Raw genomic sequence first — 15,766 nt, 5'->3', positions numbered from 1 at the left:
CTGCACATGTCACGACGTTCTCTCGGCACGCTGACCATCGACGTCATTGCCGAGATCGGCGGCTTTGCCTCCGGCTTGGACAAGTCGGAGCGCCAGACGGAGAAGTGGCGCAAGAATGTAGAAAAGCAGGCGAAGATGGCCGGCGTTGCCCTGGGCACGGCAATCGCTGCGGGGGTAGCCGGCCTGGCGGCCGGCATCGCCAAGGTGATCACCAACAGCGCGGCCGCCGAGCAAGAAGTTGCCCAGCTCGATGCGATCATCAAATCGACCGGCGGCGCCGCTGGATACACCCGCCAGCAGCTGCTGGATATGGCGGACACCCTTGCGTCCAAGTCCACGTTCAGCGGTGGCGAGATAGTCGAGGCTCAGACGCGACTGCTGTCCTACTCTGGCGTATTGGGAACCAACATCCCCCGCGCGATGCAGGCCATCATCGATCAGTCGGCTCGCCTGGGCATCAGCGTGAGTCAGTCAGCGGAGACCATTGGCCGCGCGCTGGAGTCGCCGGGCAAGGCCGCGGCGGCACTGGCGCAGTCGGGTTTCGGTGCGGCCTTCACGAAGGAGGTGCGTGGCACCATCGACGAGCTGGTGAAGGCCGGCAAGGAAGGCGAGGCCCAAGTGATGATTCTGGAGATCCTGGAAGAGTCCTACGGAGGTGCCGCCCAGGCCGCCCGTGACACCTTCGGCGGCGCACTGAAGGCGCTGCGTCACGCTCTAGACGACCTCACGACGGCAAAGGATGGAAGTCTCGGTAGCGCCACCACCGCTGTGAACGAGCTGACCACGGCACTCAATGATCCGCGCACCAAGGATGGGTTCGACAAGCTCATCTCCTATGCAGTAGATACCACCGGCAACTTTCTGCGGCTCACTGGCTCGCTTGTCGAGTTCATCGCCAAGACCCGTGATCTGTCACGGCTTGATGCCGGCGGGGCGCTGAAAGACGCGAGCGAAGGGGCGCTGAACCAGCAGATTGCCACGCTGACTGAGCGGCTGAAGCTCGAACAGAAGACGACCTCCGGTTTCCTGGGGCTGCCGCTCACCGGTGCCCAGGAAGAAGAGCGCCTCAAGAGAATCAACGGCCTGACCCAGCAGCGCTTGGATATTCAGCGAGAGCTGACGAGCCGCTACCTCGCTGAGAACTTCAAGGGCATCACTGCCACGGTGGACACCACGGCGGGAACACCTGAAGCCGCGGCTGAGGCAGCTCGAAAGGCGGCCACAGCCGCGGCGGCCGATGCTGAGAGCGCCAAGAAGCGGGCAGAAGCCTACAAGCAGCTGCAGCGTGCCTATGCAGCCGCCGGTCTCGAGCTGAAGCGCCAGATCGAGCTGTTCGATACCAGTACCGATAAGTCAGGCAAGGCCACTGAACTCCAGAAGCTGAACTTCGACTTGGCCGAGGGCGCTCTGAAGGGTCTCAACGACCAGGAAAAGGAACGGCTGCGAGGGCTGGCAAGCACGCTCGATCGCCTCGCTGCAGTGAAGCTGGCCAACGAGGAAGCCGCCAAGTCTGCCGAATTCGCACGGAACGCACAGGCAGCACTGGATAACGCGCGCGACGCCCTCGCGGTTGAATTTGTGGGAGCGGGCGAGGGCGCACAGGCCAGAGAGCGCGCCCGAGACCTTCTTCAGATTGAGGCCGACTACCAGAAACAGCGGCAAGCGCTGTTCGAGCAGTACCAGTCCGGCGACATCACTGAGAGCCTGTACAAGACGGAGACCCAGAGTCTTCAGTCTGCGCTGGATGAGCGGCTCCGGATGCAGGAGGATCACTACCGGAAGCTGGACGAGCTCAGGGGCGACTGGCAGGCCGGCATGGGTGATGCCTGGGCTGACTATGCCACCAAGGCCGCAGACGCCAACCAGCAGGCCTACGACGCGGTCACGGGCTTCCTCGACACCACTACCGGCGACGTGGCCGAGAGCATCGCCGATCTCGTGAAGGGCAACGAGTCCCTGAGCGAATCGGTGAAAAACCTCGTCGTGTCCATGGGCGAGACGGTAATCGACACGCTGTCGCGCATGGCTGCGCAGTGGCTGGTGTACCAGGCAACCCAGAAGCTTGTCGGCGAGGCCACGAGCCAGTCGTCCACTGCTGCTTTGACCGGTAACGCAGTGGCCATGTCGGCCCAGGCGGCAATCGCAGCCTACGCTTCCACCGCTGCGATCCCGATCACCGGCCCCATCGCTGCGCCGGCAGCGGCCGCCGCAGCCCTCGCGGCCACCGCGCCCTATGTTGCTGCGGTGGCCGCATCGTCCGGGCTGTCCGGCATGGCGCATGACGGTATCGATGCTGTGCCGGAGACGGGAACCTGGCTACTGCAGAAGGGCGAGCGAGTCACCACGGCGGCGACCAGCGCGAAGCTGGACGCCACTTTGGAGCGGGTGAACCGCGATTCCAACGGCGGATTCTCGGGGCCACCAATCACCCAAGAGATTCAGATCAACGGCAACCCTGACAACCGCACCCTTGAGCTCGTCAGGAAAGCCGCTCTCGATGGTGCCCAGATGGGCTACGACAGGGTCAAAAGCGACATGGCTCGCGGAACAGGAATCTCCCGAACCATGCGCGGAACACACAACGTCGGAATGAAGGTTCGGTAATGGCACTGATCATGCAACCTCAGTGGCTACCAGAGCCGCTACGCGAGGGCTACGGCCTGCGCCACGTCTCGCCGCTGAAGCGGTCCACGTTTGTCAGTGGCCGATCGATGCCGCGGCGGGCGTACACGGCGACACCCACGGAGGTCGAAGCTCGCTGGCTTCTGGACGATGGGCAGGCCGCGCTGTTCGAGAAGTGGTTCCAAGAAGGGCTGAGCGACGGCGTCGCCTGGTTCGCGTGTCGGCTGCGCAGCCCACTGGGGATGGACTATTACAAGAGCCGGTTCACCGATATCTACGACGGCCCGACGCTGACAAACAGCAACCTGTGGCTGATCACGGCACCGCTCGAGATCTACAGCCGGCCGCTGCTGGCAGACGGCTGGTCTGAGTATCCCGAAGGATTCCTGCAGGCCAACGTCATCGACTTGGCTGCAAACAGGGAGTGGCCCAGGCCATGAGCATTCTTGAACGGCTATACGCCTCCGGCGGCGCGGAGGTGGAGCACGAAACCCTGGCGATCGCGGTCGGCAGCAAGACCCACTACCTCACCAAGGGCTGGGAGGACATCACAGCGGTGCTGGAGACAGGGCAGACGGTGACCTTCAAAGCCTGCGGCATGGATGTGGCCAAGCCCTCCCGCAACGCCGATGGGGTCCAAGACCTCCGCTTCGCACTGACCAACATCGATGGGGTGGTGAGCACCGAGATCCGGGCGGCGCTGGCGGCTCGGCTCGAAATGACCGTCACCCTACGGGCTTACCTGAGCAATGACCTGCTGGCGCCGGCCAAGAAGCCGTTGTCGATGGTGATCAAGGGCGGACAGTGGACCGCAACCGAGGTCCAGGTGACCGCCGGCTTCATGAACATCCTCGCCACGGCCTGGCCGCGCGATCGCTTCAATCTCACCAAGCACCCAGGGCTGCGCTACATCACATGAACATCGATCTGGAAAAGTACCTGGACGTGGTCTGGGTCAGCGGCGGCCGCAAGTTCCCGGAGCTGGATTGCTACGGCGTCGTCAACGAGGTGCGCCGTGACCTTGGCCTCGCGCCATGGGACGAGTACCCGGGTGCGACGCGCGCTGACCTGGCTGAACTGGCGAACGAGGCTGCTCTGCAGCACGCCGGCAGCGACCTCGTGGAAGGCGCGGTTGCGTTCTGCTATCAGGGCAGCGTGGTCACCCACGTGGCGGTGCTCGTGGAGGTCGAGGGCCGCATGTGCGCGCTGGAGTGCAACGACGGCCGCAACGTCACCGTGCTGCCGGTCGCCCGCTTCGAGTGCCGTTTCAATCGGGTGGAGTACTACGCGTGATCCGGATTTTCCCCTCACGCATGCCGGGCGAGGCGCTGGAGACCCATCGCCACGGCAGGACCACGATCGATGGGTGGCTGCGTTCCAACGTGCCGAGCTACGCGAGCGAGGGGCCCCACCCGATCGAGGTCGAGGTGAGCGGCGCTGCAGTGCCGGCGGACGCGTGGGCTTCTACGTGGATCGAAGCCGATAGCGACGTGCGAATCTACCCGATCCCCTACTACGAAGGCGCCGCCGCGGTCGTTTACTGGGTCGTGGTGGCCGTCATGGCTGCCTACGCGATCTACATGGTTGCCACCATGCCCTCGGGCAGCCGGTACGGGCAGGGCGACACGCTCAGCCTGGATACCGCCCGGGCGAACTCCGCGCGCCTTGGCAGCCCCGTACGGGAGGTCCTGGGGCGGTGCCGGGTCTGGGCCGACTATCTGGTGCAGCCGGTGTCGCGCTTTGTCGGCGGCAAGACCTACCGCACGCAGATGTTCGTGTGCGTGGGCAAAGGGAGGCATGTGATCCCGTTCGGCTCCGCTCGGCTGGGCAACACCCCGATCAGTTCCTTCGGCAGCGACGTGGAGATGACCATCTACCCGCCGGGCGCCGACGTGGGCGGCGACGTGCGCTCCGAGAATTGGGTCAACTCGACCGAGGTCGGCGCCACCGCCTCGGGCACTGCCGGCCTGGACCTGAGCGACACGGCGGACGTGGCCACCAGCCTCAACGCCGATTCGGTGACCGTGTCGGGCAACGTGCTGACGCTGAACAACGCGACGGTCACCGATGCGAACGGCAAGGAGCGGCCGGCCACGTCCGTGCCGGCGTCCTGGACCGTCGGCGCCGTGCTGACGCTGAAGGTAGCGGCGACGTTTACCGCGACCACCAGCGGCCTCTATTCCGTCATCGCCGGTAGCGCGGTAGCCGATCTGGCACCGTATGTGGGCATGCCGGTGCTACTGACCTACAACGGCGCCGACTATGGCTTGTTCGTGGCGAGCTATGCGCCCGGTTCGCCCGCCGTTCCAGGTGTAGGCGGGAGCCCCGCGCGGGTCACTGGCTCGGCGGCGGCCACCGGTTTCGACTTCAGCGGCACGCCGGTCACCTTCGCCATCGGCTGGCGCGGCACCAGCTACAGCGTGGCGCTGGTGGCCAACTACATCACCCTGGGCGTGCTGCTCACCGCGATCAACGATCAGCTGGTGGACAGCGGCCTGGTAGCGACGCAGTCGGGCGGGGTGGTCACCATCGCCGAGGCGGCCAGCCCGTATGCCGGCGGAAGCATCACCTTCAGCGGACTGCCGGCGGCGGTGTTCGGCCCCAGCCCGGCGGCCACGTCGGGTGTGGCCACTACCGGTGGCACCCCGGCAACGTTGCCCCGCGTGACGCTGGCCTATGACGGCCCGGGCGGCACTGCCTTCGGCGGGCTGCCCCCGGGCAGCGTCTCGCTGGCCATGTCGCGCGGCCAGAGCGAGTACCGCATCACTGCCGTTTCCGGCCTCACCCTGGTGGTCCAGCGGCTGACCGAGGGCGGCGTGGTCGATACCAGCTGGCCGGGCTGGACCTCACGGACCGCAACCGACTACCGGGCGACGGGTCTGCAGGAGAGCGAAGAATGGCTTGGGCCGTTCCTGGTATGCCCCAACGGAGAGACCACCGACGCCTTCGAGTACGACTTCAACTTCCCGGGCGGCCTGATCTGGTACACCGACAAGGGCAACAAGCGCACATTCACCGTCACCGTGCGGGTGGCGTGGCGTGTCTATGGGTCGGGCGACCCTTGGTCAGTGCGTACCCACAGCTACACCGCCACCTCCGAGGATTCGCTGGGCTTCACCGAGCGCATCACGCTGGGCACTCCGGGACAGATCGAAGTGCGCGTGCGCCGGGTGACCGAGCGCGGCGGCAACTCGGCGCGCGATGCCTGCTTCTGGCAGGGCCTGCGCGCGCGACTGCCGCAGCGGCCGACGCGCTACGATGACCTGACGACAATCGGCCTGACGGTGACCACCGGCACCAAGCTGGCGGCGCAGACGGACCGCCGGTTCAACGTCGAGGCGACCCGGCTGTATGACGACGGCACCGCCCGCAGCATCAGCGGGGCGATGACCCACGTGATGCGCTCACTGGGTCTGCCGGCCGACCAGATCGACACCGATACGCTGACCCACCTGGAGAACACCTACTGGACGCCGCGCGGGGAGTTCTTCGACTTCAGCGCGGAGAAGTCGGGCACCAGCGCCCTCGACCTGCTGCAGATGGCTGCCCAGGCGGGCATGGGGTACTTCCTGCTGATCGACTCCATGTGCTCGGCCGGCCGCGAGGGAATCAAGGCCTGGCGCGGTGGCATCTCACCGCAACGGCAGCTGGAGCCGTTGACCACGGCGTTCACCTCACCGGGGCCGGATGACTTCGACGGCGTGGACGTGACCTACATCGACGAGGTGACGTGGGCGGCCGAGACGGTGGAATGCCGGCTGCCGGGCGGCGACACGCCGTGGAAGGTGGAGACCTTCGAGCTACAGGGCGTGGGCACGCGCGATCGCGCCTACCGGATCGGCATGCGGCGTCTCATGAAGCACCAGGGCCAGCGGCTTACCTACACGACCAAGACCGAGATGATGGGTCTGGTCTACCAGTACGGCGACCGGGTGAAGCTGTTCGACGATATCCCCGGATCCAGCACCACCAGCGGCATGATCGAATCGGCGCGCCTGGACGGCACGCGGGTGCTGATCGAGGTGGGCGAGTATCTGGATTGGACCTTGGCGGCACCGCGGTGCCTGATTCGGTTCCAGGACGGGACGCTCTCCAGCGTGATCGTGCCCACCCGGGTCGACGACCACCGCCTCACCATCGCCGCCTCGGCGCTGCCGGGAGAGCACGCTTTCAACACCTGGATCATGGACGACCCGACCATCGATCCCCCCGAGCTGATCTTCTGCGACAGCACGCGCGCTGGATATGACGCCGTGCTGGCCGAGCTCACGCCAGGCGAAGACGGCTCTGTCGAGCTGGCCGCCCTGCAGTACGACCCCGCCTTCTACCAATACGACGACGCGACCGCGCCGTAGCACCACCGGAGACGCACCCAGATGACCAAATACAACACCGGCAATCCGGTGGGCTCGAGCTCGCCCCTGGATTTGTACGACAACGCCGAGAACCTTGATGCCGGCATCAATGGGCCGGCGGTGACCTGGCGGGATCGGCGCGGCCAGATCCGCAAGAGCTGGGCAGGTGTGGAGACTGATTTTCAGCAGTTTCTCGCGGATGGAAGCACCATCGAGTTCCCGAGCTGGGCAGAAGCAAGTGCAGCCGCCGGCGGTGGTGGTATTCCGCTGAACAGACAGGTCGCCATCGTCGGGGACTCTGGAACGCATACCGATCCAATCTCGGGCCAAGTCGTGCCGAATAGCGGCCGCTTCCTGATGCAGGCTGGCGGCCTGTCGTTCCGCAGCGCAGATGTACTGTCGCAGAAGGCCGATAAGGCCGTCGTTGATCGACGCGTTGCCGATGGAGTTCAGCTTCGAGTGATGTATGACATGGAGTACGCATGGAAGCTCGAAGGAGCGAACCATCGCCATGTGGGTGGCTGGCGGTGGGACGGGACGTTCGCTCCGGTGAAGGTAGAACTGCCGATCAGCACCATTCTGGCGGACGACCCGGACACGCCGCTCATCGATCGTCTTGCTGGGTCGGAACCTGTTTGGCTTCTGACCGAGGAAGCCGGCAAGGTCTACGGGGACAATGTCCGCACCGGACTGCGCGTCCTGGTCGGAACTGGAACCGATCCGTTGTTGCTGAGTTCCGACTATGCGACGTGGTCGGATGGATCAGGCCGCAGGCGAGGGCGCTCTCTTCCATCCGGTCAGACGCAGCCGCTGGGCCCACAGCGCCGAGTGGTGATGTGGGGTGACTCGTTGACCGCTGCGCAGGGGACGGGCATGTCCGGGCTGATCGGCGTGCCCGTTACGAACCGCGGCGTATCGGGTTGGGCCTCTCGGGACGTTGCTATCCGACAGGGTGCGCAGGATGTTGTACTTGGTGCGGTGGGCGGACAGATCCCCGCATCTGGAGCGGTCTCGGTAACTGTGACCAGCCCCGCCAATGGCCTGACGCCCTACGTAAACACTGCATGGGTCGGTGATCTCGTTGGCGTACGGGGAACGTTGGCGCGCGACTTTGCGACCAATACATGGACCTTCACTCGGGCCGCTGCTGGCCAGGCTGTCGGCTGCCCGGCCGGCAGTACCTTCCACGCGGTGGAAGATGAGCAGTACCTCGATTACATCGCTGTGATTGGTGTTGGCCGAAACGATGTATACCTCGCAGACTTCATTCCGCCTTTGCTCGACAGCATTGCCCGAATGGTGGACAACCTTTCCCCACGGGTGCGGCAGTTCGTTGTCGCTTCGGTCACCAACATGCAGACCGAGGGCCCCGGCAACGCCAAGTACGCTCAGATCCTCTCGCTGAACCAGCAGCTCTCCAGCATCTACGGCGCCCGTTACTTCGACCTCCGCCGCGAGTTCATTGTGAAGGGTTTGGACATGGCGTTGGCCAATGGCTGGATCACGGAAATTACTTCAGCCGACACTGCCGCTGTCGCCGATGATCGCCCGCCTCCGTCGCTCATGAGCGACAACACACACCGCAACGCAGCTGGAGTTCTGGTGGACCAGCATCTGCACGCCGCCAACATCATCAGCAAGGGCTACGTCCTATGAGCAATGGAATTTCTATGATCGTTCCGGGCAGCTTTACCGACCCGGCTCTACCCCTTTCCACACCCGACCCTATCGTCGTTCCAGGTTCACTGTTGCTGGCGCGAGCTGTTGACCTTAACGGTATCGTCGATGGATCCACGGCTCATAACGTGGCGGCCGGGTTCGCCGAAGACATCACCGGCACCGATTCTTCGATTGGTTTGAGGCTGTCGGTGTCGAATGAGGTCGCGGCCCATGTGGAGCGGACGCAGAAGAAAGGCCTGCATGTCGCGATATCGCAAACTGCGGCATTGCCGTCTGGAGCGGGCGCATCGCTGGTGTTCCCCAGCTGGCTGATCGACTACATCCTCAGCCACCCCACCCACATCTACTACGTTTCCATGTGGCAGTGGCTGACCAAGCAGGTCGCTGGCAGCGGCAACTCGCTCGGCTACACGGTGGTGAAACCAGCCGGTGGCGCGTTCGACCACCTGCTCGCGATCACCAACACCGGAGCCCTTGGGTCCAACATTGGGGGCTACATGACCGGCAACTCGCTGGGATTGCAGATGATCAATGAAGCGGCGGGCAACAATGGGATCACCAACGTCGGTGGAGGCGATGGTTTCCGTGCAGCGGCGCGCTGGGGGCGCTTGTCGCCCCTGAATACTGCCGCGGCTGATCAGCTTCGCCTGCCTTCCTATATCTGGTATGGAAGCTATATGGAGGACCTGACGGTTTCAGGCCGGACGTACAGCCAGGTTCGTGCCAGCGACGTGGCCAGAATGAACGCCGAGATTGCCGCCGTTGGCGGGCTCTACTTCGGTGACACCTTTACCCCGCCGTCAGCGTTGGCACCGTAGTGGAGTGCGGCTCGTTAAACGAGTCTGCTCAGGCAACCTGCTGAAGCAGATCCTCGCGGTTGTTCCGAGGGGTATTCACGGCACGGCTAACCGGTCCGCAGCATCGCCATCGCATCGTTAGGATCGGCCGCCAACAAGTCACGGGCTTGGCTCGCCTTCAACCACGCCGGCATGTAGTGGTGAATGAAGAAAATGAGCATGCTCGACGCATTGATGACGCAGGAGCGAGTGCCTCGAGTTTTGTGACAGGTGTTCTTGCGAGCACATGACATCTATGAGACAAACGGTTGGCTCACATTCATGAGCAGTTCAATCGAGAGTTGTCTTAGATCAAGGAGTGATGTCGAATGAGCATGATCAGATCATGTGTAAGTGCTATGGCGGTAGTGGCGGGGTTGGCGCTTTATTCCGCTCCGGTTGAAGCCGTTACGTTGCCCTGTGATGGTTGTGACGCTTACCAAATGCGAGAGCTCGCCATGTATTCGGGCGACGGTTCCCACACCATTTACAACGTCAGCGCTGGCATTCTTCGGCACTATCAAGTGTCGGGCTGGGGTGAGTCTCCCATTGAATTTGGTGAGGAGATGAACGTGGTGGAGGCAGAGGCATCGCCTGCAGAGCAAGCTGCAATGCAGGAGTTGCAGGCCGCCGCACAGATATATGGCCAGCCAATGGTCATGAGTATCGAGATTCCAATTCAGGAAATTCGAGACCAGGCTCCTTGGCTTGATCCCAGCATCACTGCGTACGACATCCAGAGTAACGTCAACATTCGGGCTGCTATACAGACGAGGATTGACAGCCGGATTTCTGTTCGTGACGGATTCAAGGCGGGTATGGAGCGCCTCTACTACTTGGTGAATAACCTCTTTGGGGACCAAGCGACGTTTCAAGTAAAGGTGGTGATCAAAGGCGACGATGGAAGTCGGTCCACCTTTGTTAAGTCGTCAGCATTTGGGGACTACAGCTACGTCCCTGGAAGCGGTCGTTTCGCCGACGGGCAGGTGCTGCCCGCCGAGAACACGCAAGAGTACGCTGGTACGTGGACGTTCAATGGCGGGACCAGTGTCGATGACTTCCTCGGTGCGCTGATGGACATCGGTGCGCGCTTTAACGGGATCAGCGGTGGCAATGACAATCTGATTATCGTCTGCCAATGGCGATCAACCGAAGGCACTTTGGAGTGCGCTCAGCAGATGTAGGCTGATAGCAATAGGCTTCAAATGGGTGGCCATCGGAGACGATTGGCCACCTTTAGTTTGGCGATGGCTGGATTGAATCGGGGCTTCAACGGGCCGTCGCGGCAATTGCTCGGCAAGTTCATCGCCCGGCCGACGCGATAGATATCTGCCCGCTGCGTCGCGCTGCCCAGCTACAACGCCAGCGCATCATCCGATTCGGCCGTGCCCTTCCGCAGGCGCATCAGATTCACGGACTGCGCCTCTCAAAAAGACGTCGAAACGCGCGTTGCTAATCGCCTGTCTAGTTCCACAACCCGGACAGTAGAGGATCGCACCACCGTTGATCACTTCTAACTCTGGAAGCTTTGTGGCGTGGAGAGCGCGGTAGCACTCCAGACATGTCGCTTGGATGGAAGTGATGCAGCTGAACTGGTCTTCTTCACGCGATCCGACGACTTCGTGAAGGTAAAAAAGTCCTGTGTTAGACATGGTCACGGTTGGACGCGGCGTTGTTGCGATTGGCGTCACCCTATCCGGGCCGACGGTAGGTCTACGTCAAGAGAGTGTCGCTGAGAGGTTGGTGGAAGCGACAGTCGCTCGTCATGGGCGTGACCGCAGGGACTCCGTGATTTGCTCTCTGACTATTCCCAGGCCTTGCCGCAGGGCGGCGTAGTACATGGGGGTTGCCGCATCTCCGGTGGGCGAGGGTGGGGCCAGGGCATCGCTTGATATGCGGTCCATCGCATTGAGGACTACATCAGGTTCCGGATGAGTGGCAATGACGAGCCGAAGGCCGTACTCAAGGGCTTTGACATGGCCCATGAGCGCCGCGACTTGGCTTTCGAGCTGTCCCCAGCCGGTCGGCCGCTGACCGTCCTTCTTGATGATCCATGGCTTGCTCCGTGAGTTTTTGTGGGAGCGTACCAGTTGGCCACGTTTGAACGGTTCTGTGCCGTCGTGTTCGACCCGGTCGGGCGTTGAGGGGTCTGGCTCGCCCACCGCTGGGCCCTTTGCGTCGCCCCGACGGCCCGTCGCGGAATCTGAGACCCCGGTCCGTATCCTGCGCCCATGCTCCCGCCTTGTAACTCCACTGGCTTCATGACCGCCCCTACGCCTCAAGGCTGGGTGCAGCACGGTGACCACTGGGGGCTGTGGTGGCGAAACCGTCAGATCGCCAGCGTGCAGCCGAGTGCCTATGGCATCCGCGTCGTCCTGTCCTGCAGGAAGCTCTGGCAGGACAAAGAGGTGCGGGCGGCCAGCGTCCGTCAGGGAAAGCGCTACGCAGAGCGCTGGTGTGCGGCCCGGGTACTGGAGGGCGTGCCTCTGAGGGAGGCTGTGGCACGGCTGGTGGCCAACGACGAGCCGGCCCGCAAGCTCTCCCGCACCGAGATCCAGCAGCAGAGACGGCTGGACGCGATCCCCAACCCGAAGCTGTAGGCCAGTCAGCCGGCGTTGCCTGCGTATCGGCTCATGCGACACGCTAGGTCCACCATCTATCGAAAGGTCTGGTCGCTGCGCTTCTAGATGTCCCCCCGAAGTGCCATTTTATAAGCCCCCCGCGAGCCTATACACTTCCTCCTCGGCCACGATGGCTAAAGCAGGGGGAATGGAGGCAATGGAGAGTACCTTGGACCGCGCTCCGCGCATGCGCATTCATTTCAATGTCCACGAGCCGGTCGAGCTGGTGGAGATGACCTTGGCCTTTCAGGGGCTAGGGTTCGAATATCAAGCATTTCTCAAGCGGCGTCTTTTGAAGCAAGAGTCAAAAGAAAACACGTCGAACGTGAAGCTCTACGTTACGCGGATCGAGACCAACTGTATTCTCGCTGAGCTCGCGCCGGCTCTCCCTATGCTTGGCAGCCTCATGCCCGTGCTGTCGGATGTCAACACGGTTCATGATTTCGTGCAGAACATGGCAAAGTCCATCCGATGGCTGAAGGAGCTCGCAAATCGAGACAGTGTCTTAGCTAAGGATGTAACTCGTTCCAAGCGCCATCTTCAACATGTTCGCGACGTGGTCCAGTTGGTAGGAAAGGGCAGGGGGTCAGAGCTTGGGCTCGCGACAATCAAGTATGAAGCGTCGTCTGGCCAGGATCGAGTGCTACTGGAGGCGACTTTTACGGACGAAGAGTGTCGACAAGCAGCACAAGGTGCTACGCGTGCGTTGGCCGCACTGGAACACCGCGAAAAGGCGGACTTCGAAAAGGTCTTGATGTATTTCTATCAGACGAATATCGAGGATCCTAAGGCGCTCGGGAAGACCGGCGACAAAGCCGTGATCGCCCACATATCCCCAGAGCCACTAAACGTCTACATCATCCCGGAAACGGATCGCAGCCGGGTCCGGCATGTGCTGGATGACAAGACACATAACCCTCTTCACACAGGATTCGTTGTAGACGTCAACGTGGAGAAAAGCCCAAAAGGCAAGCCTCGGATCTACCGTGTTGTGAGGCTTCACGAGATTGTGTACGACGACGACTGATCAAACATTGTTTGGTTGCTGCACGTTCGAAGCTCTCATGCCGCACATTAGTCAGCTGCGGTTGCCTCCGTATCGGCGCGTGCGACCGCCGGCGGCGACAGTGGCTCCATGGATCAGAAGAGCATCGGCAAGGCGCGCTGGGCGCGCGCGCGGGCGGCTTCGCTATGGCAGCAGGCCGACGACCTGGACAGGAATCACAGCGGCGACTGGCGGGCGAGGGCGACTCGCCGGCGTGGCGCTGACCGCCTCCGCGCGGAGGCCTCGAGGTTCGACGGCATCGCCAACCGGCTCCAGCCCTGGGACGACGACCAGGCCGCCTGATGGACTGACCCTAAACTGACCCCAGGCTACTGGTAAGTCATTGATTTCCGTAGGCCACCAATGATCGCGGGTGATCGGCTTAGTCGTTGTTTTTGTTGATCTTCCGCGACCTTGACATGGTAGTGCTCTGCATCGGAATAGCCAGCCGAGGCGGTGATACGATTCGCGAAACCGGCCAAGGAGCGAGCATGAACGGCATTTCGGATGGGGTAATGGGTGCGCTGATCGGCGCTGGCGCAGCGATAGTGAGCGGGTTGCTCACGGTCATGTTCGGCGCTTGGATTGCGTCGCGGCAGCTTCGGCACGATCGGGAAGAGCGAGCCATCGATCGCGCGCTGCAGTCCAAGCGGGACAAGCTTTTCACCAGTTTATCCGCCGCGTCCGATGTTGGCCGGTCAATTACGGGCCTTGCGCGACCTGGTTCCAATATTTCAGAGGTGTCGGACCGGTTCAGCGAAGCGGTAAATACCTTGGCATCGGCCGGCAGTGTGGCCAGCTTGGAGGTGGTCACTCGCGGTAGGGATCTTGTAGGTCACGCCGGTCGCCTTTTTCTCATCGCTATGGCAAAGCGCTCCGCCCTCGACGAACAAGCCAGCGCGAAAGAATGGATGGAGTTCGGCGACTGGACTATCGCTCAGCAGGTTGAATTGCAGAGTGCCAACGGCCTCCTGTTGGCGGCCGTCAGGAGGGATTTGGGGATACCAAACTCATCTGATGAGCAAGTCCTCGCGGCAACCGCGGTGGACGTTCAGGGGCTGCAGCGCGCCGCCGCCGAGGCGAGGGCCATCCTGTTTGCCGACTAGTTCTTGATCGGCCTGGACAATTGCCGAACGTTCCGCATTCTGCGTCTGACCGTTGCAGCACAACGCTTTTACGGCTGTGATTGCCAGTAGTTTGCGGAACAAAAATTGGCATCACGCCCTTGCTGTGGCTGGCGTTCCGCTAGGGCTCCAAATCCGGTGCAAATTGCAGGAAATCGGCACAGCTTTGGCACAGATGGCAGCAAGAGGACTGCTGCATATAGCCGGGTCGCCCCCCTCCTAAGGGGAAGGTCGCCCGTTCGAATCGGGCCGGGGTCACCAATGACATTCGTGGCGTCACCGCGCCCCAGCTCGTGGCCCCTGCGGAGCTACCGGATCCCTGGCCCCCTCAGGCGAGCAAGCGGGGACGAGAGAGCGCCCGGTCACGGGTACACGCCCCCCTGATCCCGATAATCATTCCCGGCGCTGCCTTTGCAGGGCCTCGTTGGCACTTTTCTCCGCGAACGGTAGGTATTCCTTCGAGAAAGCCCTCAACTGCTCCAGTCCGGCGGGTACCCCAACCATGCCTGGCCGCTGGGCATACGCCTTGATGAAGGCGCAGCTATCGGGAAGCAATGAGGAGAGCAGCTCGCTGTCCGCAATGCTTGGGTTCCACATCGTGCCGGTCTCGGACATGGGAAGGATGAAGCTCATCTCACCGGTGTAACCGCCGAAACTGTTTTTGGAGTTCACCGTGCCACACGCCACTTCGCCGTCGAACATGGGAAAGATCTCGGTGACCACGATCTTGGCGGAGTCAGGGTCCTTCAGATGCTCTTTGAGCCTGGCTTCCACCTTGGCGATCTGCTTTTCCTGGTCCGATGGGCCGCAACCGCTAATCGTCAGCATCATCGCAATCAATAGCCCGCACCTCTTCATCGCCATTCCTCCCTGAAATATGGCGCGAATGGTAGCTGAGCCCATGGTGCATTTACACCTTCCCCGGCCGCTCATAATCCTCAGGCGTAGCCCCATGCTCGGCCTCCGGCATGTCCTTGTCCTTCCACCGGGCGTCATCGTTCCTCAGCTTGTCCGGCGTGTGGCTCTTCTGCTGGTCGTCTTCTTTCGTAGCGGGCGCTCGCGGTGCAGTAGTCATGACAGGTCCTCGTTCGGTCAGCGATCAAACGTCTGCTTGCCAGACGTACCACCCTGCCCAAAGTTCGGCTGGGTGATGCCGTCATCCTCGCGGACGCCATCCGGTTCCCCTTCACCGGCCTTGCCACCCTTGCCGTGGCCGCGCTGGTTGTAGCCCTCGTTCTCCGTCTTCAGCCGCGCTGCATCCGGATCTTTCTCGTCCTTGTCATCCTTCGGCGGCTTGGCCGCAACGAACGGAGAAATCGGGTCACTGGCCGGGAACGTCTCTTCCAGCGCTTCGTCATGGTTCTCCGAGGTGCGCTGCTTGTCGACCGTGCCTTCCGCCGGCGGGCAGTTGTGCGCGGCGTGAGCGTCTTCGGTGGAGGCGGGCGGGGTTTTGTCGTGCTGCATGGTGTGTCTCCTGCGCGAA

The 15,766-nt window shown here is 62.5% G+C and carries 14 protein-coding genes; 12 read left to right on the top strand and 2 right to left on the bottom strand.

All coding sequences use genetic code 11. The features are described 5' to 3' along the window. The first annotated feature begins 6 nt into the window (after nucleotides 1–6). The 12 genes from ABE483_RS05155 (at nucleotide 7) to ABE483_RS05100 (ending at nucleotide 14,265) form a co-directional block, all read left to right on the top strand. Nucleotides 7–2,604: a phage tail tape measure protein gene (locus tag ABE483_RS05155; RefSeq protein ID WP_346481239.1), complete on the top strand. Its 2,598-nt coding sequence runs from the start codon at nucleotides 7–9 to the stop codon at nucleotides 2,602–2,604. Continuing rightward, nucleotides 2,604–3,062, top strand: a complete 459-nt coding sequence (locus ABE483_RS05150; RefSeq protein ID WP_346481238.1) for a hypothetical protein — start codon at nucleotides 2,604–2,606, stop codon at nucleotides 3,060–3,062. The genes ABE483_RS05155 and ABE483_RS05150 overlap by 1 nt, the downstream gene beginning before the upstream one ends. After that, nucleotides 3,059–3,541, top strand: coding sequence for a DUF1833 family protein (locus ABE483_RS05145; protein ID WP_346481237.1), 483 nt, complete (start codon nucleotides 3,059–3,061; stop codon nucleotides 3,539–3,541). Before ABE483_RS05150 ends, ABE483_RS05145 begins: the two co-directional genes overlap by 4 nt. After that, entirely contained in the window at nucleotides 3,538–3,915 is a 378-nt protein-coding gene (locus ABE483_RS05140) for a hypothetical protein (protein WP_346481236.1), read from the top strand. The genes ABE483_RS05145 and ABE483_RS05140 overlap by 4 nt, the downstream gene beginning before the upstream one ends. Next, nucleotides 3,912–6,977, top strand: coding sequence for a host specificity factor TipJ family phage tail protein (locus ABE483_RS05135; protein ID WP_346481235.1), 3,066 nt, complete (start codon nucleotides 3,912–3,914; stop codon nucleotides 6,975–6,977). The genes ABE483_RS05140 and ABE483_RS05135 overlap by 4 nt, the downstream gene beginning before the upstream one ends. 21 nt (nucleotides 6,978–6,998) lie before the next feature. Further along, a complete protein-coding gene (locus ABE483_RS05130) occupies nucleotides 6,999–8,633 on the top strand; it encodes a hypothetical protein (protein WP_346481234.1) in 1,635 nt (544 codons plus the stop codon). A gap of 14 nt (nucleotides 8,634–8,647) precedes the next feature. Beyond that, a complete protein-coding gene (locus ABE483_RS05125; protein ID WP_346481233.1) occupies nucleotides 8,648–9,475 on the top strand; it encodes a hypothetical protein in 828 nt (275 codons plus the stop codon). Nucleotides 9,476–9,822: 347 nt separating this feature from the next. After that, complete coding sequence (locus ABE483_RS05120) at nucleotides 9,823–10,677, top strand: hypothetical protein (protein ID WP_346481232.1); 855 nt, start codon at nucleotides 9,823–9,825, stop codon at nucleotides 10,675–10,677. Between the two features lie 1,077 nt (nucleotides 10,678–11,754). Beyond that, nucleotides 11,755–12,093: a hypothetical protein gene (locus ABE483_RS05115; RefSeq protein WP_346481231.1), complete on the top strand. Its 339-nt coding sequence runs from the start codon at nucleotides 11,755–11,757 to the stop codon at nucleotides 12,091–12,093. 190 nt (nucleotides 12,094–12,283) lie between these two features. Further along, nucleotides 12,284–13,141, top strand: coding sequence for a hypothetical protein (locus ABE483_RS05110; protein ID WP_346481230.1), 858 nt, complete (start codon nucleotides 12,284–12,286; stop codon nucleotides 13,139–13,141). 108 nt (nucleotides 13,142–13,249) lie between these two features. Beyond that, nucleotides 13,250–13,462 (top strand): hypothetical protein, encoded by a 213-nt coding sequence (locus tag ABE483_RS05105; protein WP_346481229.1) that lies wholly within the window; start codon nucleotides 13,250–13,252, stop codon nucleotides 13,460–13,462. 188 nt (nucleotides 13,463–13,650) lie between these two features. Beyond that, nucleotides 13,651–14,265, top strand: a complete 615-nt coding sequence (locus ABE483_RS05100; RefSeq protein WP_346481228.1) for a hypothetical protein — start codon at nucleotides 13,651–13,653, stop codon at nucleotides 14,263–14,265. A gap of 411 nt (nucleotides 14,266–14,676) precedes the next feature. Here ABE483_RS05100 and ABE483_RS05095 read toward each other — a convergent pair whose 3' ends face one another. Both ABE483_RS05095 and ABE483_RS05090 read right to left on the bottom strand, forming a co-directional pair. Further along, on the bottom strand, nucleotides 14,677–15,186 hold the full coding sequence (locus ABE483_RS05095) for a hypothetical protein (RefSeq protein WP_346481227.1): 510 nt from the start codon (nucleotides 15,184–15,186) through the stop codon (nucleotides 14,677–14,679). A 189-nt stretch (nucleotides 15,187–15,375) separates the two neighbouring features. Further along, nucleotides 15,376–15,747 carry a hypothetical protein gene (locus tag ABE483_RS05090; RefSeq protein ID WP_346481335.1) on the bottom strand — a complete coding sequence of 124 codons (372 nt, stop codon included), beginning with the start codon at nucleotides 15,745–15,747 and terminating at the stop codon, nucleotides 15,376–15,378. Between the last annotated feature and the right edge of the window lie 19 nt (nucleotides 15,748–15,766).

The organism is Stenotrophomonas sp. TWI602, assembly GCF_039674045.1.
GTDB lineage: Bacteria > Pseudomonadota > Gammaproteobacteria > Xanthomonadales > Xanthomonadaceae > Stenotrophomonas.
Note: the sequence above shows the minus strand (reverse complement) of the source record. Positions and strands in the feature narration are given on the sequence as shown.

Coding starts and splice junctions, on each gene's coding strand:
- ABE483_RS05140 (WP_346481236.1), top strand. CDS start 3,538: ATGAACATCGATCTGGAAAAGTACCTGGACGTGGTCTGGGTCAGCGGC.
- ABE483_RS05125 (WP_346481233.1), top strand. CDS start 8,648: ATGATCGTTCCGGGCAGCTTTACCGACCCGGCTCTACCCCTTTCCACA.
- ABE483_RS05150 (WP_346481238.1), top strand. CDS start 2,604: ATGGCACTGATCATGCAACCTCAGTGGCTACCAGAGCCGCTACGCGAG.
- ABE483_RS05130 (WP_346481234.1), top strand. CDS start 6,999: ATGACCAAATACAACACCGGCAATCCGGTGGGCTCGAGCTCGCCCCTG.
- ABE483_RS05095 (WP_346481227.1), bottom strand. CDS start 15,186: ATGGGCTCAGCTACCATTCGCGCCATATTTCAGGGAGGAATGGCGATG.
- ABE483_RS05120 (WP_346481232.1), top strand. CDS start 9,823: ATGAGCATGATCAGATCATGTGTAAGTGCTATGGCGGTAGTGGCGGGG.
- ABE483_RS05100 (WP_346481228.1), top strand. CDS start 13,651: ATGAACGGCATTTCGGATGGGGTAATGGGTGCGCTGATCGGCGCTGGC.
- ABE483_RS05145 (WP_346481237.1), top strand. CDS start 3,059: ATGAGCATTCTTGAACGGCTATACGCCTCCGGCGGCGCGGAGGTGGAG.
- ABE483_RS05090 (WP_346481335.1), bottom strand. CDS start 15,747: ATGCAGCACGACAAAACCCCGCCCGCCTCCACCGAAGACGCTCACGCC.
- ABE483_RS05115 (WP_346481231.1), top strand. CDS start 11,755: ATGACCGCCCCTACGCCTCAAGGCTGGGTGCAGCACGGTGACCACTGG.
- ABE483_RS05155 (WP_346481239.1), top strand. CDS start 7: ATGTCACGACGTTCTCTCGGCACGCTGACCATCGACGTCATTGCCGAG.
- ABE483_RS05105 (WP_346481229.1), top strand. CDS start 13,250: ATGGATCAGAAGAGCATCGGCAAGGCGCGCTGGGCGCGCGCGCGGGCG.